At 68.6% G+C, this 19,231-nt stretch carries 19 protein-coding genes and 1 other RNA gene; 12 read left to right on the top strand and 8 right to left on the bottom strand.

The annotated features are described in order from the left end of the window. Positions 1 to 5: 5 nt before the first annotated feature. The 3 genes from ACWPXK_RS22540 to ACWPXK_RS22550 all read right to left on the bottom strand — a co-directional run bounded on the left by ACWPXK_RS22540 (position 6) and on the right by ACWPXK_RS22550 (position 6,120). Positions 6 to 3,017 (bottom strand): bifunctional [glutamine synthetase] adenylyltransferase/[glutamine synthetase]-adenylyl-L-tyrosine phosphorylase, encoded by a 3,012-nt coding sequence (locus ACWPXK_RS22540; RefSeq protein WP_454198165.1) that lies wholly within the window; start codon positions 3,015 to 3,017, stop codon positions 6 to 8. A gap of 56 nt (positions 3,018 to 3,073) precedes the next feature. Beyond that, positions 3,074 to 4,414, bottom strand: coding sequence for a type I glutamate--ammonia ligase (glnA, locus tag ACWPXK_RS22545; protein ID WP_454198166.1), 1,341 nt, complete (start codon positions 4,412 to 4,414; stop codon positions 3,074 to 3,076). 164 nt (positions 4,415 to 4,578) lie between these two features. Next, positions 4,579 to 6,120, bottom strand: a complete 1,542-nt coding sequence (locus ACWPXK_RS22550; protein WP_454198167.1) for an alpha/beta hydrolase — start codon at positions 6,118 to 6,120, stop codon at positions 4,579 to 4,581. Between the two features lie 177 nt (positions 6,121 to 6,297). Here ACWPXK_RS22550 and panB point away from each other — a divergent pair, with 177 nt between their 5' ends. The 4 genes from panB (at position 6,298) to ACWPXK_RS22570 (ending at position 9,627) form a co-directional block, all read left to right on the top strand. Beyond that, positions 6,298 to 7,155, top strand: coding sequence for a 3-methyl-2-oxobutanoate hydroxymethyltransferase (gene panB / locus ACWPXK_RS22555; protein ID WP_454198168.1), 858 nt, complete (start codon positions 6,298 to 6,300; stop codon positions 7,153 to 7,155). A gap of 179 nt (positions 7,156 to 7,334) precedes the next feature. After that, complete coding sequence (locus ACWPXK_RS22560; protein WP_454198169.1) at positions 7,335 to 7,778, top strand: hypothetical protein; 444 nt, start codon at positions 7,335 to 7,337, stop codon at positions 7,776 to 7,778. Between the two features lie 14 nt (positions 7,779 to 7,792). Further along, complete coding sequence (pip, locus tag ACWPXK_RS22565) at positions 7,793 to 8,755, top strand: prolyl aminopeptidase (protein WP_454198170.1); 963 nt, start codon at positions 7,793 to 7,795, stop codon at positions 8,753 to 8,755. 5 nt (positions 8,756 to 8,760) lie between these two features. Beyond that, on the top strand, positions 8,761 to 9,627 hold the full coding sequence (locus ACWPXK_RS22570) for a CHAD domain-containing protein (protein WP_454198171.1): 867 nt from the start codon (positions 8,761 to 8,763) through the stop codon (positions 9,625 to 9,627). A 261-nt stretch (positions 9,628 to 9,888) separates the two neighbouring features. Here the strand turns inward: ACWPXK_RS22570 and ACWPXK_RS22575 are convergent, their stop codons facing one another. Further along, positions 9,889 to 11,340, bottom strand: a complete 1,452-nt coding sequence (locus tag ACWPXK_RS22575) for an RNB domain-containing ribonuclease (protein WP_454198172.1) — start codon at positions 11,338 to 11,340, stop codon at positions 9,889 to 9,891. Positions 11,341 to 11,355: 15 nt separating this feature from the next. Then, entirely contained in the window at positions 11,356 to 11,670 is a 315-nt protein-coding gene (locus ACWPXK_RS22580; protein WP_454198173.1) for a hypothetical protein, read from the bottom strand. Positions 11,671 to 12,120: 450 nt separating this feature from the next. Here ACWPXK_RS22580 and ACWPXK_RS22585 point away from each other — a divergent pair, with 450 nt between their 5' ends. Continuing rightward, positions 12,121 to 12,492: a hypothetical protein gene (locus tag ACWPXK_RS22585; protein ID WP_454198174.1), complete on the top strand. Its 372-nt coding sequence runs from the start codon at positions 12,121 to 12,123 to the stop codon at positions 12,490 to 12,492. Positions 12,493 to 12,662: 170 nt separating this feature from the next. On the opposite strand, the gene rnpB is transcribed toward ACWPXK_RS22585, so the two are convergent. After that, positions 12,663 to 13,077: RNase P RNA component class A (rnpB, locus tag ACWPXK_RS22590), an RNA gene on the bottom strand. A 36-nt stretch (positions 13,078 to 13,113) separates the two neighbouring features. On the opposite strand from rnpB, the gene ACWPXK_RS22595 reads away from it, so the two are divergent. Then, entirely contained in the window at positions 13,114 to 14,001 is an 888-nt protein-coding gene (locus ACWPXK_RS22595; protein ID WP_454198175.1) for an alpha/beta hydrolase, read from the top strand. A 293-nt stretch (positions 14,002 to 14,294) separates the two neighbouring features. On the opposite strand, the gene ACWPXK_RS22600 is transcribed toward ACWPXK_RS22595, so the two are convergent. Continuing rightward, positions 14,295 to 14,555 carry a hypothetical protein gene (locus ACWPXK_RS22600; protein WP_454198176.1) on the bottom strand — a complete coding sequence of 87 codons (261 nt, stop codon included), beginning with the start codon at positions 14,553 to 14,555 and terminating at the stop codon, positions 14,295 to 14,297. Positions 14,556 to 14,774: 219 nt separating this feature from the next. Between ACWPXK_RS22600 and ACWPXK_RS22605 the strand changes: the two genes are divergently transcribed. The 4 genes from ACWPXK_RS22605 to ACWPXK_RS22620 all read left to right on the top strand — a co-directional run bounded on the left by ACWPXK_RS22605 (position 14,775) and on the right by ACWPXK_RS22620 (position 17,255). After that, entirely contained in the window at positions 14,775 to 15,101 is a 327-nt protein-coding gene (locus ACWPXK_RS22605; RefSeq protein ID WP_454198177.1) for a hypothetical protein, read from the top strand. Beyond that, positions 15,082 to 15,609, top strand: coding sequence for a DUF6879 family protein (locus ACWPXK_RS22610; protein ID WP_454198178.1), 528 nt, complete (start codon positions 15,082 to 15,084; stop codon positions 15,607 to 15,609). The genes ACWPXK_RS22605 and ACWPXK_RS22610 overlap by 20 nt, the downstream gene beginning before the upstream one ends. After that, positions 15,606 to 16,454 carry a helix-turn-helix domain-containing protein gene (locus ACWPXK_RS22615; protein ID WP_454198179.1) on the top strand — a complete coding sequence of 283 codons (849 nt, stop codon included), beginning with the start codon at positions 15,606 to 15,608 and terminating at the stop codon, positions 16,452 to 16,454. The genes ACWPXK_RS22610 and ACWPXK_RS22615 overlap by 4 nt, the downstream gene beginning before the upstream one ends. 282 nt (positions 16,455 to 16,736) lie before the next feature. Beyond that, positions 16,737 to 17,255, top strand: a complete 519-nt coding sequence (locus ACWPXK_RS22620; RefSeq protein ID WP_454198180.1) for a TrmH family RNA methyltransferase — start codon at positions 16,737 to 16,739, stop codon at positions 17,253 to 17,255. Here the strand turns inward: ACWPXK_RS22620 and ACWPXK_RS22625 are convergent, their stop codons facing one another. Continuing rightward, the gene (locus ACWPXK_RS22625; RefSeq protein WP_454198181.1) at positions 17,256 to 17,885 is read right to left on the bottom strand and encodes a TetR/AcrR family transcriptional regulator; all 630 of its coding nucleotides are present in this window, start codon (positions 17,883 to 17,885) and stop codon (positions 17,256 to 17,258) included. It lies immediately after the preceding gene. Between the two features lie 37 nt (positions 17,886 to 17,922). Between ACWPXK_RS22625 and ACWPXK_RS22630 the strand changes: the two genes are divergently transcribed. Together ACWPXK_RS22630 and ACWPXK_RS22635 are read left to right on the top strand one after the other, a co-directional pair. Next, the gene (locus ACWPXK_RS22630) at positions 17,923 to 18,633 is read left to right on the top strand and encodes a hypothetical protein (RefSeq protein ID WP_454198182.1); all 711 of its coding nucleotides are present in this window, start codon (positions 17,923 to 17,925) and stop codon (positions 18,631 to 18,633) included. Positions 18,634 to 18,757: 124 nt separating this feature from the next. Further along, a complete protein-coding gene (locus ACWPXK_RS22635; protein WP_454198183.1) occupies positions 18,758 to 19,219 on the top strand; it encodes a GNAT family N-acetyltransferase in 462 nt (153 codons plus the stop codon). Positions 19,220 to 19,231: the final 12 nt, after the last annotated feature.

Genomic DNA, 19,231 nt, shown 5'->3' on the forward strand with positions numbered 1-19,231 from the left:
CGCAATCAAGCGCCGAAGACGCGTTCGACCACGGCTTTGGCGCGCCGGGTGACGCGCATGTAGTGGTCGAGGAATTCGCTGCCGTCGCCGGAGGGCCAGCCCGCCACACGTGCGACGGCGGAGAGCAGGCGGCCAGGGCCGGGGAGCTGGTCGGTGGGCTTGCCACGCACCAGCACCAGGGCATTGCGCGCCTTCGTGGCGGTCAGCCAGGCGTCGCGCAGCAGCGCCACGTCATTCCCGTCCAGCAGTTCGGTCTGTTCGATCACGTCCAGCGACTGCAGCGTGGACGTGTTGTGCAGCCCCGGCACCTCGTGGGCGTGCCGCAGCTGTAGCAACTGCACCGTCCACTCGATGTCGGTCAGACCGCCGCGCCCCAGCTTGGTGTGGGTGGCCGGGTCGGCGCCACGCGGCAGGCGCTCCGCGTCGACTCTGGCCTTGATCCGCCGGATCTCGCGCACCGCCTCGGCCGACACACCGCCCTCCGGATACCGCACTTTGTCGATGACGTGCAGGAAGCGCACCCCGAGTTCCTGGTCGCCTGCCACCTGGTGGGCACGCAGCAGCGCCTGCACCTCCCATGGCTGCGCCCACTGCTCGTAGTAGGCGGCGTACGCGGCCAGCGTGCGCACCAGCGCGCCGTTGCGGCCCTCCGGGCGCAACCCTGCGTCGACCAGCAGCGGCGGATCGGTACTCGGCGCCCCGAGCAGTTGCTGCACCCGGTCGGCCACCCCGATCGCCCATTTGACGGCCTTGGTCTCGTCTTCACCCGGGCGCGGGTCGCAGACGAACAGCACGTCGGCGTCGGAGCCGTAGCCGAGCTCCATGCCACCGAGCCTGCCCATACCGATCACCGCGATATCGGCGGGCGCCGGTGATCCACGCTCGGCTTCACTTGCCCGGATCACCGCCAGCAGCGACGCCTCCAGCACGGCCACCCACACCGAGGACAATGCCCGGCACACCCGCGGCACGTCCAGCATGCCGAGCAGATCGGCCGACGCCACCCGCGCCAGTTCGTGCCTGCGCAGCGAACGCGCCGCGGCCACAGCGCGTTTCGGGTCCTCGTAGCGGGCCGCCGCGGTGAGAATGCCGTTCGCGACCTCCTCCGTCTGCGGACCGAGCAGCAGTGGACCGCTGGGACCGTCGGCGTACATCCGGATCGTCTCGGGCGCGTTGATCAGCAAGTCGGGCAGATATTCCGAGGAACCGAGCACGATCATCAGCCGCTGGGCGATGGCACCCTCGTCGCGCAGCTCGCGCAGGAACCAGATCTGGTCGGCGAGCCCCTCCGACACCCGCCGGTAGGCCAGCAGGCCCGCGTCGGGATTCGGTGTGTCGCTGAGCCATTCGAGCAGCGTCGGCAGCAGCAGAGCCTGGATGCGCCCCTTGCGGGAGACGCCGCCGGTCAGCGCCTTCAAGTGTCCGAGCGCGTGTTCCGGCGCCGCGTAGCCCAGCGCGGCGAGCTGCCGGATGGCGGCTTCCGGGCTCAGCCGCAGCGCGTCGGGCTCCAGCCGCACCACCGATTCCAGCAGCGGGCGGTAGAACAGTTTGGCGTGCAATCGCCGCACCCGCACCGCGTTCCGGCGGATCTCGCTGGTCAGCACGCCCACCGCGTCCTGCCTGCCGTCGGGGCGGATGTGCGCGGCGCGGGCCAGCCAGCGCATTCCCTCCTCGTCGTCGGCGGCGGGTAACGTATGCGTGCGACGCAGCCGCTGCAGTTGCAACCGGTGCTCGAGCAGGCGCAGGAACTCGTACGACGCGGTGAGGTTCGCCGCGTCGTCGCGGCCGACGTACCCACCCGCCGCGAGCGCGGTCAACGCCTCGACGGTGCCCTGCACGTGCAAGGTCTCGTCCACCCGCCCGTGCACCAGTTGCAGGAGCTGCACGGCGAATTCGACGTCGCGCAGGCTGCCGTGCCCGAGTTTGAGTTCGCGTTCGCGCAGATCGGCGGGCACCAAGTCCTCCACCCTGCGCCGCATCGCCTGGACGTCGGCGACGAAATCGGGACGCTCCGAGGCCGTCCAGACCATCGGCATCAGCGCGTCGCGGTACTGCTGCCCGAGCGCGAGATCACCGGTCGCCGGGCGGTTCTTCAGCAGCGCCTGGAACTCCCAGGTGCGCGCCCAGCGCTTGTAGTAGGCGATGTGCGAGTCCAGCGTCCGCACCAGGGCACCGGCCTTGCCCTCCGGCCGCAACGCCGCGTCGACCTCGAAGAACGCTTGGCCGGCCACATTCATCAGCTCGGCTGCCAGCCGCGTGGCGGTGGCGTCGGCGGGCTCGGCGGCGAACACCACGTCGACGTCGCTGACGTAGTTCAGCTCGCACGCGCCGCACTTGCCCATCGCGATGACGGCCAGCCGCACCGGCACCGGCTCGTCCTTGCAGACCCGTGCCACCGCGACCGCCAGCGCCGCGGTCAGGGCGGCGTCGGCCAGGTCGGTGAGGTGCCGGCCGACCACCTGGTACGGAAGCACCGGCTCGTTCTCCACGGTGGCCGCCAGGTCCAGCGCGGCCAGCAGCATCAGCTGGTCGCGGTAGCGCAGGCGCAGCGACGCCACCACCTCAGGACCCGAGATCCCGGCACGGAACAGCATCGGCGCCGCGTTGGGCCCCTGCTCCGGCTCCGCCTCGATGACCGCCAGCAGATCGGCGATCACCTCGTCGCGACCGGGCAAGTCCTTGCGGCGCAGGATCTCCCAGGCCGACGGCCTGGCGACCAGGTGATCGCCCAACGCGCTGGACGAGCCGACCAACGCGAACAGCCTGCCGCGCAACGACGTATCCGTGCGAATCGCCGAATCGACCGCGGCCCACTCGTCGCCGATGCCCTCGCGCAGCCGCATGAGCGTGTTCAGCGCGAGATCGGCGTCCGGCGCGCGGGACAGCGCCCACAGCACGGGAATGCTCTCGACATTGTCCCAGCCCAGTTCGCGCAGCGACGCCGCAGCGGACGGCTCGAGCAATCCGAGCCGACCGACGCCGGGGACAGCGGAGCGGGCAGACGGTGGCCGGACCATGGTTCTCAAATTACCTGGCCGAGACCGCGGGCATGCCGCCGAAGGTCATTCCGGGGTTACAACCCGAGATATTCCTTGAGCTCGAACGGCGTGACCTGGCTGCGGTAGTCCGCCCACTCCCTGCGCTTGTTACGCAGGAAGAAATCGAACACGTGCTCGCCGAGCGTCTCGGCGACCAGCTCGGAGCGCTCCATCGCCTGCAACGCCTCGTCCAGCGTGCCGGGCAGCTCGCGGAAGCCCATCGCGCGCCGCTCGGCGGTGGTCAGCGACCACACGTCGTCCTCCGCCTCCGGCGGCAGGTTGTAGCCCTTCTCGATGCCCCGCAGACCGGCCGCGAGCAGCACGGCGAAGGTGAGGTAGGGGTTGCACGCGGAGTCGGGGCTGCGGATCTCGACGCGGCGCGAGGAGGCCTTGTTCGGCGTGTACATCGGCACCCGCACCAGGGCGGAGCGGTTGGACCGGCCCCAGGAGGCCGCGGTGGGCGCCTCGCCGCCGTGGATGAGGCGCTTGTAGGAGTTCACCCACTGGTTGGTGATCGCGCTGATCTCCGGAGCGTGCTCGAGGATGCCCGCGATGAACGCCCGGGCCGTCTCCGACAGGTTCTGCGGGTCGTCGGGGTCGTGGAAGGCGTTCGTCTCGCCCTCGAACAGGCTCATGTGCGTGTGCATCGCCGAGCCGGGGTACTGGGGGAACGGCTTGGGCATGAACGTCGCGCGCACGCCCTCGTCGATGGCCACTTCCTTGATCAGGTAGCGGAAGGTCATCACATTGTCGGCCATGGACAGCGCGTCGGCGTAACGCAGGTCGATCTCCTGCTGGCCGGGAGCGCCCTCGTGGTGGCTGAACTCCACCGAGATCCCCATGGACTCCAGCGCGTCGATGGCGTGGCGGCGGAAGTTCGGCGCCGAATCGTGCACGGCCTGGTCGAAGAAGCCACCGCTGTCGGCCGGAATCGGCAGGCTGCCGTCGTGCGGGCCGTTCTCCAGCAGGAAGAACTCGATCTCGGGGTGCACGTAGCAGCTGAAGCCCACGTCGCCGGCCTTGTTGAGCTGGCGGCGCAGCACGTGGCGCGGGTCGGCCCAGGACGGCGAGCCGTCGGGCATGGTGATGTCGCAGAACATGCGCGCGGAGTGCTGGTGGCCCTTGCTGGTGGCCCACGGCAGCACCTGGAAGGTCGACGGATCCGGCCGGGCGACCATGTCGGCCTCCGAGACCCGGGCGAAGCCCTCGATGGCCGAGCCGTCGAAGCCGATACCCTCTTCGAACGCGCCTTCTAGCTCAGCGGGGGCAATCGCCACGGACTTCAGGTAGCCCAAGACGTCGGTGAACCAGAGACGTACGAAGCGGATGTCCCGCTCTTCGAGCGTCCGCAGCACGAATTCCTTCTGGCGATCCATGCCCGCGAGCGTAAGCATCCGGCGTTAAATCTGTGTTACATACACGCTTAAGATTGCTGAGCAGGATTTTTTGGAAGACTCCGCACAGTCGAATCGTCCGCTTTGTGAGCTTTTCCCGGCGCGGGACGCTCCGCGTCACCGTTCAGCAACCGATCCGGACGAGCTCAGCAGGTGAGTCCCGGCGCGGGTTCGGTCAGGTCGGTCAGATAGGCGATGACCGCGTCGTCCACGCAGGGCACACCGCCCGCCAGCGCCACCGTGTGCCGGTTGCCGCGGTAGGTGATCAGCGCGGCGCCCAGTTGGGCGGCCAGGTCGACACCGGCTTGGTACGGCGTCGCCGGATCCTCGGTGGTGGACACCACCACCGTCGTCGGCAGGCCGGTCACCGAAATCCGGTGCGGTTCACTGGTGTTCGGCACCGGCCAGGCGGTGCACAGTTCCAGCGGCGCCGCACCCGTGCCGCGGCCGTCGTCCAGGAACGGCGCCGCCTTGCGGTATTCGGCGTCCTGCCGTCCCGTCACGGCGCGGTCGGTGATGCGCGGATCGTCCACGCAACGGATGGCGTTGAACGCGTCGGTGGTGTTGGTGTAAGTACCGTCATCGCGGCGGCCGTCGTACAGGTCGGCCAGCAGCAGCAGCGTGTCGCCGCGCCCGTCGCGCAGTTCGGACAATCCGAGGGTCAGCGCCTTCCACAGCTCGTCGGTGTAGAGCGCTTGACGCACACCGGTGAGCGCGTCGCCGTAGCTCAGCCCGCGCGGGTCGGTGGTCGGCGCCGGGTTGTCCCACAGCGGGTCGACCAGCTCGCGGAACCGCCGCACCGCCTGCGCCGGATCGGTGCCGAGCGGGCAGTCCGATTGCCGGGCGCAGTCGGCGGCGTAGGCGTCGAACACCTTCTGGAAGCCCGCCGCCTGCCGCAACGACTCCTGTACCGGGTCCTGCGAGGAATCGATGGCGCCGTCGAGCACGAGGGCGCGCACGCGGTCCGGGAACTTCTCCGCATACGCGGAGCCGATCTTGGTGCCGTAGGAGTAACCGACATAGCTCAGCTTCGGGTCACCGAGCGCGGCCCGCATGACGTCGAGATCCTGTACCACCTCGCGGGTACCGACGTGGGCGAGGAAGCCCTTGCCGGTCCGCTCCGCGCAGCGGTCGGCGTAGCGGCGGTTGTCCGCCTCGGCGTCGGCGATCCCCTCCGGCGAGTAGTCCTCCTGCGGCTCGGCGCGCTCGGCGTCCTGCTCCTGCGCGGTCTGGCAGACGATCGACGGGGTGGAGGAGCCGACGCCGCGCGGGTCGAAGCCGACCCGGTCGAAGCGCTCGGCCAGCGGTGTCTTGTTGCCCAGCGACGACATGCCGAGGCCCGACTCCCCCGGCCCGCCCGGATTCATCAGCAGCGAACCGATGCGATGACCGGTCGCGCGGACCCGGGACACCGCGATCTGCGCGGTCGGCCCGTCCGGCGCCGCGTAGTCCACCGGAACGGTGATCCGCGCGCAGTCGGTGTTCGGCGGAAGGCGGTCGTCCGGTCCGCCGAATCCGGTGCACTCGCCCCACTGCACGGTCTGGCCATAGAACTTTTCCAGGCCGACCGGCGGCGTCGGCATCGGCTGCCCCGTTTCGGTGCGGGTGATGGCACACCCCGCGCCGAGCACAACCGAGGCCAGCACCGCCACCACGAGCGCATCGCGCCCACTCCGCACCGTCGACATACCTTGATATTGCCAGCAAACACCGGCGCACCCTCGGGCAAACCCACCTGGCGCTGTGACCAATTGCACCGGTCATCGGCCTTAATCCGCCCGGGTGGCGGATGGCACACTGGGTTTTGTCAAACAATCCCGGGGACCCGGACGGGCCCCGAGGCGACACAGACGAAAGGGACGATGATGTCCGTATCCGATTCGGAAACCCCTGCCTACGGTGCGGTGCCCGCTGAGACCAAGAAGGTCGTGCGCAAGACCCGGGTGCACCATCTTCGGCAGATGAAAGCCGACGGTGAGCGCTGGGCGATGCTGACCGCCTACGACTACTCCACGGCACGGCTGTTCGAAGAGGCAGGCATCCCGGTACTGCTGGTCGGCGACTCGGCGGCCAACGTCGTGTACGGCTACGACACCACCGTGCCGATCACCGTGGACGAGCTCATCCCGCTGGTGCGCGGTGTGGTGCGCGGCGCCCCGCACGCGCTGGTGGTGGCTGACCTGCCGTTCGGCACCTACGAATCCTCGCCGCAGCAGGCGCTGGCCACCGCGACCCGGTTCATGAAGGAAGGCGGGGCGCACGCGGTGAAGCTGGAGGGCGGCGAGCGCGTCGCCGAGCAGATCGCGGTGATCACCGCGGCGGGCATCCCGGTGATGGCGCATATCGGCTTCACCCCGCAGAGCGTGAACACCCTGGGCGGCTTCCGCGTGCAGGGCCGCGGGGACGGTGCCGAGCAGTTGATCGCCGACGCGATCGCGGTGCAGGAGGCGGGCGCGTTCTCCGTCGTCATGGAGATGGTGCCGGCCGAGCTGGCCGGACAGGTCACCCGGAAGCTGACCATTCCGACCATCGGCATCGGCGCGGGCGCCGACACCGACGCACAGGTGCTGGTCTGGCAGGACATGGCCGGCTACACCAGCGGCAAGACCGCGAAGTTCGTCAAGCGCTTCGGCCACATCGGTGACGAATTGCGCTCCGCGGCAGCCGCGTTCGCCGACGAAGTGCGCCGGGGCACCTTCCCCGGGCCCGAACACAGCTTCTGACCCGGCGTTCCCACCGAAGACGATGACCGGCCGGGCAGTGCGCCCATGCGTCGCGCTGTCCGGCCCAACGCTGGAACCGCTGGGCTGAACTATTCCCAGTGGAATCAACCGGTTCGGGCCGGTCGGCGAAATCAATGGCAGACTCGATGCCGACAATGCCGACACGACCAGAGGTACCGATGCCGTACAGCCGTTGGATTTCACGCAGCTCCCTGCTGATCGCGGGCGTTTTCGCCGCCGCGGCCCTGACCGCGTGCGGCAGCGAGCCGAGCCCGGCCCCCACCGGCAGCGCGACTTCGACCACGGCATCCGCGACGCCGGGCACGACCACCGGCCGCACCACACCGGCCAGCCCGGAGATCTCCGACGCCGCGGCGAACCAACTGTGCGACATGATCCGGCCGGAACTGTCCAACTGGCGTATCCAGGGGGGAACGCTGGGCAAGATCGGGCTCAACGCGCTCGTGCACGAGTGGGCGCTGCGCAACGGCGGCATCAACGCCGCGGTGCTGGCCGACAAGCCGATCATCGACCGCGCCACCACCAAGAGCTGCCCCGATGTGCGCCAGCAGGCCATCGAAGCACTGGGAATTCCGGACCTGGCCTCCGGACTCGCCTTCTGACCCGGGCGGGCCGAATGCGCACCCTCTACCCCGAGATCGAACCGTACGACTCCGGCATGCTGGCGGCCGGTGCGGGCCAGTCGGTGTATTGGGAGGTCAGCGGCAATCCGGACGGCAAGCCGGTGGTGTTCCTGCACGGTGGCCCCGGGGGCGGCACCGCGCCGTACCACCGGCGGTTCTTCGACCCGGCCGCCTACCGAATCGTGCTGTTCGACCAGCGCGGCTGCGGCCGCTCCACGCCACACCTCGCCGACGGCGCGAGCCTGGAGCACAACACCACCTGGCACCTGATCGCCGACATGGAAGCGTTGCGCGAACATCTCGGCATCGAGCGCTGGCAGGTGTTCGGCGGCTCGTGGGGTTCCACGCTCGCGCTGGCCTACGCGCAGCGGTATCCCGAACGCGTGACCGAACTGGTGCTGCGCGGCATCTTCCTGTTGCGCCGCAAGGAAATCGACTGGTACTACAACGGCGCCGCCGGCTACGTCTACCCGGACGAGTGGGCGAAGTTCCTCGCGCCGGTGCCGGAGGACGAGCGCGACCGAGATCTCGTCGAGGTCTATCACCGGCTGCTGCACTCGCCCGACGAGCAGGTCGCCCGCGCGGCCGCGATCGCGTGGTCCACCTGGGAGGGCGCGACGAGTTCGCTGCTGCCGCACCCGGATCGGATCGCCGAAACGGCCGAGCCCCGGTTCGCGCTGGCCTTCGCCAGGATCGAGAACCACTACTTCCGCCACGGCGGGTTCCTCGACGAGGGCCAGCTGCTGCGCGACATCGGTGCCATCACGCACATCCCCGCCGTGATCGTGCAAGGCCGCCACGACATCGTCTGCCCGGCGGTCAGCGCGTGGGAGCTGCATCGGGCCTGGCCCGGTTCGGTCCTGCACATCGTCGCCGACGCCGGGCACGCGGCGAGCGAGCCCGGCATCACCCATCACCTGGTCGAAGCGACCGACCGATTCGCGAAAGAGGGGTGAGCGCGGTGACCACGGCGGCGAACGCACTTGTCGCGGCACTGCGCGACGATATCGACCGGCTGCTGGCCGCCGAGCCCGAAGTCCGTTCCGACGCAGCGGATTCCGTGCACCAGATGCGGGTGGCCACGCGAAGGCTGCGTAGCGTGTTGCGGTCCTATCGTGGGCTTTTCGTCAAGGCGCCGGTCGCGGCGATAGGCGCGGAGCTCCAGTGGCTGGCCGGGCTGCTCGGGGAGGCCCGCGACGCGGAGGTGCGTGGCGACCGATTCGCCACCCTCCTGGCCGATCATGCCGGACAGACCCCGCCCGCCGAGCTCGGGCCGGTCACCGCGCGCTTGGTGATCGCCGAACGGGAGCGCTATCGCCTGGCCCACGATGAGATCCTGACCGCGTTGGACAGCGAACGCTACCGCAAGCTGCGCGACGAACTATCCGAATGGCGCACCGACCCGCCACTGCGCCACTCCCGCGTCACGGCGGAGGCCGCCGACGTCTTCGGCGAGATACTGCGCAGCGATCTCGCCCGGGTCGAATCCCTCGTCCGCGCCGAGCCGACGGTCGCCGCGACCGAGCGCATCGAGTTGCTACACGATATTCGCAAGAGCGCCAAGCGTTTACGGTATTCGTGCGAGGCCGCGGCGCAGGAAGTGGGCGATGCCGCCGATCTGGGCAGCCGCGCGAAGAAGCTGCAGACGGTACTCGGCGACCACCGGGACGCGGTGGAATCCCGCCAGGCGGTCCTCGATCGAGCGGCCGACGCCGCCGCGGCGGGCGAGCCCGCGGACCTCTACGAGATCCTCGCGGACGCCGAGGACGCCGCGGCCGGTCGCGAACTGAGCCGCTATCCCGCCACCGCCGCGGCGCTGTTCGGGTAGATCACCGCTGGTCAGGTCCCCGCCCGTCCCCGGCGCGGCAGTCCACCCTATCCAGCGCCGTAGCATCGGGGACCCGACGCTGCACAGGGTTGGGCGCACACTCGCCGCCTCCGTCGACTACACCCGGTACGCGCAACCATCCGAGGCAGCGAAGGTTCCGCTCCACTGATTCGGCTGACCACAGGCCGCACCCGTACTGTCGCCCGTTCCGTCGGCTCGCCCACGTAGCCGATGCGCGCTGCGCTCCCACCAGGCGCCCATTCACGCCGGGTACGCGAAGCTCACTTTCCGCTCCCTCGGGTCCGCCGACACCAGGCGTACCCGCACCGCCGACCCCTCCGGTGGCTCGCCCAGGCACGGCCCGAGGACCGGCGGATCGGCGATGAAGATCACCGCGGGACGGTTGCCGTTGGCCTCGCGCACCACCACGGCATCGAACTCGGTGCCGATCCGCCGCGCCAGCAAGGTCGACTCGGTCAGATCGATGCAGGCACGCTCGATCTTGCTCGCGACGCCATCGCTGCGCCGCATGGTGTCGGCCGTGCGCACCAGCCCGTCCCGTACCCAGCGCGGCACCTCCGTGCCCGCGCAGCGGGCCAGGCAGATCTCGGTCGCGAATCGATCCGACAGCCGTCGCAGCGGCGCGGTGACGTGCGCGTACGGCGCGCCGATAGCACTGTGCCGCAGCGCTTCCGGCGTGGGCGGTGCCCCGGCGGCACCCGCGACCACGGTGTAGGACGCACCGCGCAGCAGCGTTGTCGCCTCGGACATCAGCACCAGCGCCGCGGGCGTATTGGGATCCAGCCGCGCCAGCATCTGCCCGACCGCTTCCTCGGCGGGCCAGGCCACGCCCAGTGCGTGCGCGGTGCGGCGCATGGAGTCGATCGCGGATTCGGCCGGAGGCGGCATGGTGCGCAGCAGCGCGAGCCGCTCCGCGGCGGGAACGTTCCCGTTCAGCATGATCTGCGCCGCGCACATGCCGGTCAGCAGCGAGACCTGTTCGTTCCAGTCGTCGGCGGCGGTGCGCGGTTCGACCACCAGCCGCCAGTGTCCGTTGGCGCGCTCGTCCTGGACGACGGATTGCGCAGGCAGCCGCAACCCGATCGCGCCGCGCGCCAGGCCCGCCGCGATGCGCCGCGCGCCGAATTCCGGCAGGGCCGCGATCGAGGGATGCAACCGGCCGGCCTCGGCGTCGGCCTGCACGCCGGAGTAGTCGAGCCGGGCGCGGGAGCGCACCTCGGCCCGCACCACCGAGAAACGCTGGGGTTCGGCGTGCTCGTCGAGTTCGATGGTCCACAGCGCGGCCGGGCGAGTTCGCCCGGGCAACAGGCTCGCGGACCCTTCCGACAGGCTCGGCGGGTGCAGCGGCACCGTGCCGTCGGGGAGATAGAACGTCTGCCCCCTGGCGCCGGACTCCTTGGCGAGCGCGCCATCGGGAGTGATCACGGCACCGACATCGGCGATGGCGTAGTGCACCAGGAAGCCGGTGGGGGTACGTACGAGATGCAGGGCCTGGTCCAGATCCATGGCCCCGGGCGGGTCGATCGTCACGAACGGGATGTCCGTGCGATCGACCCGGTTGCCCACGAACGCGTCGACCGCGTCGCGGGCTTCCGCGCTGGCCTCGGCGGGATACGTCGAGGCCAAGCCGAACTCGGAACGAATGGCGCCGAAATCTACCGGCGCCGAGACGATCCGCTGGTGCAGTTCCACGCTGCGGTGCCGGTCCTACTGCAGCGCCAGCATGGTGCCGTTCAACTGGTCGAACGGACCGTACACGGTGAAGGTGACCCGGCCACCAGGGACCGAGGACGACACCTGTGCCGCGGCGTCCAGCGCCTGACCGAAGGAGGCGGCGGACGGATGCGGCAGCCCGGCGATGGCCAGACCGACGTGATTCTGATGCACCCACACCGTGTCGGTGGGGCTGAGGTCGACTTGAACCCCACCCGGCAGCGGCGTCACCGCGACCGCATTGGCGGAGCCGGCGCCGAGCACCGCTAAAACCGAGGCGGCGCCTGCGACCAATGCGCCGGCGACCATGGAGCGAACTACTCGCATATGTGTTGAGACCTGCTTTCCCGCGATCGAAGTATGAATGGCCCGGTGCTGCCCCGCACCGGGCCCTTGCCAACGGCGACTACTTTATGACGTCGATCACGCTTACGGCCAGTGGCGCACGAATCGGGACGAGGAAAATCTCGCGCCGCGACACCACAGCGCCCGCGCTGCTAACGTGACGCGCCGTGTCGGGCGTCGCGTTCGCCCGCGCTTTCGAAAATGTGCCATACGTCGACAATTGGGAGCTGCACACTTATGTCATCGATTTTGTTCGACTACCTGCTGCCTCTGCTCGGTCCCGAGCAGGCCGCGTACTGGGCTCAGGTCTTCACGATCAACCCGGCCTGACCGCGCGTTTGTTCTCCCACACTCGTTGCCTCCCGTTAACCTGACGGGAGGCGGCAGTGATCCTCGGCCGCTAGCATCCCGCGCGTGATAAGAACTACCGCCGCGATCGCGGCCAGCGCCACCCTCTTTTCCCTGCTCCTCACCGGTTGCGGGGACGACAAGCCCAGCAGCGCCGCCTCGTCCACCACCGCGGCGTCGCAAGGCGCCACCGCCCAGGTCGACAGCGTGAAGACGGGCGCATTCGTCGTCAGCTTCCGTGGCGCGTTCCCGAAGCTCGCCGACGGCAAGGATGACGCGAAGATCGCGAGCATCCTGTCCGAGACCTGCGCGGACATCAAGGCGGGCAAGCCCGAGAACGACGTCGTCGCCGACATCACCAAGCGGGCGGGCGGCAACACCCAGCCGACCGCGGAGGAAGCCAAGGCCATTTATCAGATGGCCGAGCTGATGTGCTGATCCCTCCGCGCTGAGGACGTACGACCTCGAAGTCGGCGGCGGTAGCTGCGCACCGCTACCCGGCAGCGATGCGCCGGTCCAGGTGGCGGGATCCGGCATGCCGCCGACGACGGGCACCTCTTCTCGCCGCTGCTGAGCGCGACTCGGCACGGCCGCGAGCGCGGTGTGGGCGGACGAGTTGGTCTGTAAGCCGGATCCTGTCCCCGGTTCGCACCGGGGGACGGCCATCCATCTGGACACTCCGTTGCCGGGTGCCTCGAGCGGTCCACCCGCAGGCTCGGGCGAGCAACCCTCGAACGCCTGCGCAGCCGCACCGCGAACGGTGCGGCCTTCGACCTTGCTCCGGGCGGGGTTTACCGAGCCGCCCCGGTCACCCGGGGCGCTGGTGCGCTCTTACCGCACCGTTTCACCCTCACCGCACGGCCTCTACGACCGTGGGCGGTCTGTTTTCTGTGGCACTTTCCCGCGGGTCACCCCGGGTTGCCGTTAGCAACCGCCCTGCTCTGTGGAGTCCGGACTTTCCTCGGCGCCGGGCGGCGGCACGACCGTGCCCGTTCCCAGCGCCGCGGCCGCCCGACCAACTCGTCCGCGATAACAGAATACTGGGTACGGTTAGTGGCCATGGAACGTGTCGAGGTCTGCTTCCCTTCCGGAAGCGAGCAGTGCGCGGCGTGGCTCTATCGCCCGGACGGCGCACCCAAACCCCGCCCGCTAGTGGTGATGGGACACGGGCTGGGGGCAAATCGGGAAATGGGACTGGACCGGTACGCGCGGCGTTTCGCGGCCGCGGGCATGGCGGTGCTGGTGTTCGACTATCGGCATTTCGGCGCCAGTCAGGGCACGCCGCGGCAGTTGCTCAGCATCGCACGCCAGCGTGCGGACTGGCATGCCGCCATCGCTTACGCGCGCACCCTGCGCGGGATCGACGCGACCCGAATCGCGTTGTGGGGAACTTCGTTCGGTGGCGGGCACGTACTGTCGGTCGCGCCGGACGACGACTACATCGCGGCCGTGGTCGCGCAGGTGCCGTTCACCAGCGGCCTGTCCTCGGCGCTGGCGAAGGGACCGATCAGCGTGACCAAGGTGGCCACCATCGCGGCGACCGATCTGCTGCTGGGGACGATCCGGCGCAAGCCCGTCCGCATCCGGCTGGCCGGACGCAAGCGCTCCGCGGCGCTGATGAGCGCACCCGACGTGCCGGAGGGCTTCCGCAGGCTGACCGACGAGAGCGAGACCTACGAGCCGAAAGTGGCCGCGCGCGTGGCGTTCTCCGCGCTGTTCGACGCACCGGGACGACGCGCGAAGGCGCTGAAGATGCCGGTGCTGTACGCACTGTGCGACGACGACTCCGTCGCCCCGGTGAAATCGGCGCTGCGCGCCGCCGAACGCACCAAGCACGCGGTCGTAAAGCGCTACCCGGCACGACATTTCGACATCTACTTCGACGAAGTCTTCGAAAAGGCGGTATACGACCAGACCGAATTCCTGGTATCTGTGCTGCGGCCGTAAGCGGTGCACGGGGCCTTCGCTCGGCCCTGCGCGGGGCCGAGGACGCAGTGCATCCTGCTGCGCCTTACGCATTCGCGGCCTGGCCCGAGCGGCCGGGCCGCGAAAGTGGCCTATCGCGGGAGCCGATCAGTACTCTCGTGACCCATCGGGCTTCATCCGGCCCGTGTCCTCGCGTTCGATCCGTTCGCGGATTCCCCTGACAGTCCGGTCCTTCGGTATCCGCTCAGGCCAGAACACCGCTGCAGCGAACACCGCCAGCGGAACCCCAAGCGCAATGAACCATCCGAGCGTGATCACGGCAGGTCTCGCAGCAGTCGCAGCACACGCCCGCACAGTTCGGCGTCGGCAGGCTCGAACGGGCTACCCGGCGGATTCATCTCGGCAGCACCCGGAAACCGTTGCGGCAGAGTACGCGACTCCAGATAGAACCCTGGCCCTGCGTCGTCGCCGTAGTCGGTCATCTCCAGGACACCACCGGGGAACTCGTAGAGCCCGGTGCGCCTCGGTGAGCGATCAGGAATCGCGTCACCCGGGCGGACTTTGTCCGCAACCATGTCGTTCCCCTCTGCCGTTGGTAGGCACCCCGTGACCGGTTGGGCGTCACATGTCACGGGGGCCGGGTACGACGCTAAGGAGCCCAGTGCCTCAGGGACTACCAACTTGACGAAACTTGACAGAACTCCGCTATACGGCTCGTATATCGGGTCGAAGGGGGGCACCATTGCCTACAGGAGTGTCACACAAAGTCACACTTCTGGACGGGAGCCAATATCATGCGCTTGAAGTTCCTCGGCAAGGGCGGTTCGAACGTCGGCGAGTGCCCGACGCTGCTCGCGACAGAACACTCGTATGTCGTCCAGGGCTGGCGAACCGGCAACCCTGGCACAGTCGAGATCCCACACTTGCTACTCGGGTTCGCTGAGCCGGATACGTTCATCGGGGCACCGATGACAGACACCGGCCGGGGTACCTTCACATTGTCCGGCCGACCGATCACCGAACCTGACACGCTGGCACAGCTCGACCTCGCCGAAGGGGAGACGGCTATCGAGGTGCCGAAGCTAGAGAGGAGCTATTACGGTGCTTCTGCTGCAAGGTGATCCGTACCCGGATCTTCTTCGTTCCTGCCAGCGCGAAGCGTTCCACCTGGAACTCCGTGACTCCTACGGCGTCGCCGTGGAGTCGGAACCGTTGCTTCGGTTCCTCGACGGGGAGCCAGCCAGCGACTTTGAGTGGTTTCGTCCGTGGCTGTCGCTGATCGAGGAGACGATCGGCCGGGGTGTAGCTGTGCGACGGGTGCGGGTGCTCACCGAGCCACACACTGACTATCACCGTTGGATGCTCACGACTGCACCCCAGAGCATTGCGGCTGGGGAAGACATCCGGTACTTGCCTCGGCAGCTTGCCGGGGATGTACCCGCTGAGGACTACTGGTTGTTGGATGACGAGCGAGTAGCCTTCCACGCCCGTGATGCCGAAGGGCGCGGACTCGGTGTAGCCGTCACCTCCGACGCTTGGATCGTTGACCACTGCGTCAGCGTGAAACGACGGCTGTGGGAGCTGGCCACACCGTTCGAGGACTACGCGGCGGCTAGCACCCCGAAGTGACCAACTCGGTACACGAACAGCGGGAAGCGCTCGGTAAGCGCCTCCGCGAGATTCGGAAGGATGCAGGACTCACAGGACGCCAGCTCGCTGCCCTGGCGGGCTGGCACGAGTCCAAGGTGTCAAAGCTCGAAACCGGGGACCGTAGTCCCTCGGAGCAGGATCTACGCGCGTATTGTGCCCACACCGGCACCAAGGACCAACTAGCAGACCTGATAGCGACCGTGCGGAACATCGAAGCCGCATACCTCGAATGGCGGCGAGTGCTGCACGCCGGAACCAGGCGACGTCAGGAACGGTCTGTGGCGCTGGCCGAACAGACCAAGCTCATGCGGATCTACGAACCGGTGTTGATCCCTGGAATTCTCCAGACCGCCGAGTATGCCGAGGCAGTACTACGCCGCGCCATCGAGTTCTACCGGATACCCAACGACGTAGACCAAGGCGTATCGAAACGCCTCGAGCGGCAACAGGTTCTCTACCGTGGTGACCATCGGTTCCACATCCTGATAGCCGAACAGTCGTTGTCGACGACCGTGGGAAACGCCGAGGTCATGACCGGTCAGCTGGACCGGCTGCTTGCTGTCATGGGATTGCCTCGAATGCTGTTCGGCGTAGTGCCCTCCGAGGCCGAATGGCTCACGCCTGCAACGAATTTTGTCATGTTCGACGATCGGATGATCCTCGTGGAGGCGATTTCAGCGGAGCTGACCATCACTCAGCCCCGAGAGATTGCGTTGTATGTCCGCGCATTCGAAACACTTGCCGCGCAGTCTGTAACCGGCAAGGCGGCGCGTGCGGTAGTGGGGGCCGCGCTGGACCGATGGCGCGGCAAGTCCCAGACATGACGAAGCCGGGACAGTGCGCCCCGGCTTCCTCGACGCAGCGCCGCCTACGCCAAAGCGTCGCGCGCGTGCCACGGCAACGACAACGCGAACGGATTTCGTCCGGCTGTGCCCTCCGTGCATTCGCGGTCCGGCCCGAGCAGGTCGGGCCGCGTTCTTGGCGTATCGTTGGGGAACGAAGTGACTCTCGGGCATTTCCGCCCTCGGTGATGGCTCCGGTGCGCCGCCAAGCATCGTCTCGATGAATTTCGTTCTCTCCCACGGGAAGGCAGTTCCCGTTTCCATATGAGCGCCGCGCGGGCCAGGACCCGCACGGAACTGCGCGGACAGCGCCGCAGGCGCGGCCACGGTTGCTGGAATCATTTACTCGTCGCACCGCTGTGGCCGAAGCACGGCGTGAACCTGGGGACGATGCTGCGCACCTGCGACGCGGTCGGCGCGTGCCTGGCGGTGCCGCGACGGCCCTGGGTGCCCGACGCGCTCGCGCAAGGCAATACGCTGCGGCACCGGCAATGCGTGCACTGGGTCGACGGCCGGGTCGAGCGATGGCTCGCCCGGCAGCGGCACGGCGGCTCCGCGATCGTCGGCGTGGAATTGACCGACGAATCGATCCGCCTCGCCGACCTTCCCGCAGCCCGGCGGCGCACCATCATCGTCCTCGGGCACGAGACCACCGGCATCCCACCCGAAGGACTCGAACTCGCCGACATCACCGTGGAGATCCCGATGGTCGGCACCGGGCACAGCCTCAACGTCGCGGTGGCGGGATCACTTGTCCTGTACAAACTGGCGGGACTGTGCTGATCACCGTTCGTCCAGTAGCTCACGCGTGAGCAGCGCTGTCCACCATGCCTCGACTCGCCCGGGTGACCAGCCGCGCTCGGCGGTGAGTTCTGTGAAGGCGTCGATGTTGCAGACCGCCGCGTAGATGTCCACGGCGGTCGGCACGTCGATGCCATCGCGCAGCGTGCCGACGGGCCACGCGGACAGGACCTGACGGTGAGCGTCGTCGCCGCGGCGGCGGCCGTCGCGGTACGCCTGGGCCAGTTCGGGTTCAGTGCGTCCCGCCTCGCGCAGCAGCACGATCACATCTCCCGCTCGCTCATAGAGCCTGCGATCGTAGGCGACCATCGCGGCCAGCTGCCGACGCGGCTCGGTGGCGGCTTCCAGATCGGCGAGCAACAAGGGTACGTCGGCCGACAAGTCGGCCGCGTCGGCGAGCGCTTTCGTGAGACCGGTCTTGTTTCCGTACGCGGCGTAGACCGTCGGCACCGAGACGCCGGCGGCGCGCGCGACGTCACGCACCGTAGTCGACGCCCAACCCTTGGCCAAGAACAACTCTCGCGCAGCCCGAGCGATCTCCGCACTGGTCTGCTGGGCCTGGGCGGCGCGGCGCAGCGAGTCGTAGCGACGCCGGGCCGGTTCCGCGGTCATGGTTCACCTTTCGGTTTACGGTGCTTATATTCAATATATGATAGAAGAATCGAAATCTGCCCGGCCCTTCACATGGATCGGCGGCCTGGCGGGCCTCGGCTTCGCGCTCGTCATCGTCGGCGCGAACTTGATCCTCGAACCCGCGGGCATGCCACGGTTCGGCGCCGACATCGCCGCCGCGGAAGCCTTCTTCGCCGATGCCGCGGGGCCCGTTGGACTGTCGTCGGTGTTCCTTCCCGCGGCGTGGGCGTGCGTCATCGTGTTCGGCGCCGCCGTCGTCGCTGTACTGTGGCCGCGTGAACGGGCCCTCGGATCGGCCTGGTCGCTGGCTGGTTTCGCGGGACTTCTGCTACAGAACAGCACCTTCGTCGGCGTGGCCGCCACGCGGCTCGCACTCGCACACAGCACCGGCGACGCCGCGGGACTCTGGGCTCTGCACAACGCGCTGTTCGCCCTCAACGGCACGTTTCTCGCCGTGGCCATGCTCGGATTCTCCATCGGCGGATGGCGTACCGGACTGATCCGGCGCTGGCATGCCCTGCTCGGACTGACCGCGGCCGCAGGTCAATTCGTCTGGGCGACAGCGGGTCCGCTCGTACTCGACCACGTCACCCCACTAGGCATGCTGGGCTTGGTGAGCTGGCTGCTGTGGGTCGCCTGGATCGCGACGTATGGCATCACGCTGATGCGGCTACCGGCCGTGCAGGCTGATGGCACGGCGGAGGCGGTTGCTGCGCGAAGTGCGTGAGCCGAGGCACGGTGTGGCGGATTTCGGCCGCTTCCGCGAGAAACTCGACCTCGCCCTGCGGGTTCGCGGACCGAAACCGTCCGAGGGGTCGACGTCGGCGGCCGATGCTGTCACGATGGCGCGGATGATTGTCAGGCTTGCGCGGGAAGACGACCTCGCCGGATTGCTCGAACTGGCGGGGCAGGTCGAGCACTGGTTCGGCCCGATGGTCGACGAGGCCGGATTCCATGCGGCGGTGTTGCGGCACATTCGGGCAGGCACGGCGCTCGTCGCCCGATCCGCGGGGGCCGACGTGCTCGGCGCCATCATGTTCGGCGCGCAGCCGCCGACCTACCGGGTGGACTGGTTGGTCGTCGCGGAGCAGGCCCGCGGACACGGCATCGGACGGGCCTTGACCACGGACGCGATACGCCGGTACGTGCGCTGCCCCGGCACACTCGAAGTGGTCACCTTCGGGGCCGATCATCCCGGCGCGGCGGCCAGTGGCGCTCGGGCGTTCTACGAGCACATGGGATTCAATCCCGCGGAAGCCGCGGCCACCGGGCCGGAGGGCGGTTCCCGGCAGGTCTACCGGCGGCATATCTGAGGCACACCGGCC

The sequence above is a fragment of the Nocardia sp. Marseille-Q1738 genome (assembly GCF_965283145.1).

Bases quoted from the DNA above. Each gene is read 5' to 3' on its own strand.
- ACWPXK_RS22540 (WP_454198165.1), bottom strand. From the start codon at position 3,017: ATGGTCCGGCCACCGTCTGCCCGCTCCGCTGTCCCCGGCGTCGGTCGG.
- glnA (WP_454198166.1), bottom strand. From the start codon at position 4,414: ATGGATCGCCAGAAGGAATTCGTGCTGCGGACGCTCGAAGAGCGGGAC.
- ACWPXK_RS22550 (WP_454198167.1), bottom strand. From the start codon at position 6,120: ATGTCGACGGTGCGGAGTGGGCGCGATGCGCTCGTGGTGGCGGTGCTG.
- panB (WP_454198168.1), top strand. From the start codon at position 6,298: ATGTCCGTATCCGATTCGGAAACCCCTGCCTACGGTGCGGTGCCCGCT.
- ACWPXK_RS22560 (WP_454198169.1), top strand. From the start codon at position 7,335: ATGCCGTACAGCCGTTGGATTTCACGCAGCTCCCTGCTGATCGCGGGC.
- pip (WP_454198170.1), top strand. From the start codon at position 7,793: ATGCGCACCCTCTACCCCGAGATCGAACCGTACGACTCCGGCATGCTG.
- ACWPXK_RS22580 (WP_454198173.1), bottom strand. From the start codon at position 11,670: ATGGTCGCCGGCGCATTGGTCGCAGGCGCCGCCTCGGTTTTAGCGGTG.
- ACWPXK_RS22595 (WP_454198175.1), top strand. From the start codon at position 13,114: ATGGAACGTGTCGAGGTCTGCTTCCCTTCCGGAAGCGAGCAGTGCGCG.
- ACWPXK_RS22600 (WP_454198176.1), bottom strand. From the start codon at position 14,555: ATGGTTGCGGACAAAGTCCGCCCGGGTGACGCGATTCCTGATCGCTCA.
- ACWPXK_RS22605 (WP_454198177.1), top strand. From the start codon at position 14,775: ATGCGCTTGAAGTTCCTCGGCAAGGGCGGTTCGAACGTCGGCGAGTGC.
- ACWPXK_RS22620 (WP_454198180.1), top strand. From the start codon at position 16,737: ATGAGCGCCGCGCGGGCCAGGACCCGCACGGAACTGCGCGGACAGCGC.
- ACWPXK_RS22625 (WP_454198181.1), bottom strand. From the start codon at position 17,885: ATGACCGCGGAACCGGCCCGGCGTCGCTACGACTCGCTGCGCCGCGCC.
- ACWPXK_RS22630 (WP_454198182.1), top strand. From the start codon at position 17,923: ATGATAGAAGAATCGAAATCTGCCCGGCCCTTCACATGGATCGGCGGC.
- ACWPXK_RS22635 (WP_454198183.1), top strand. From the start codon at position 18,758: ATGATTGTCAGGCTTGCGCGGGAAGACGACCTCGCCGGATTGCTCGAA.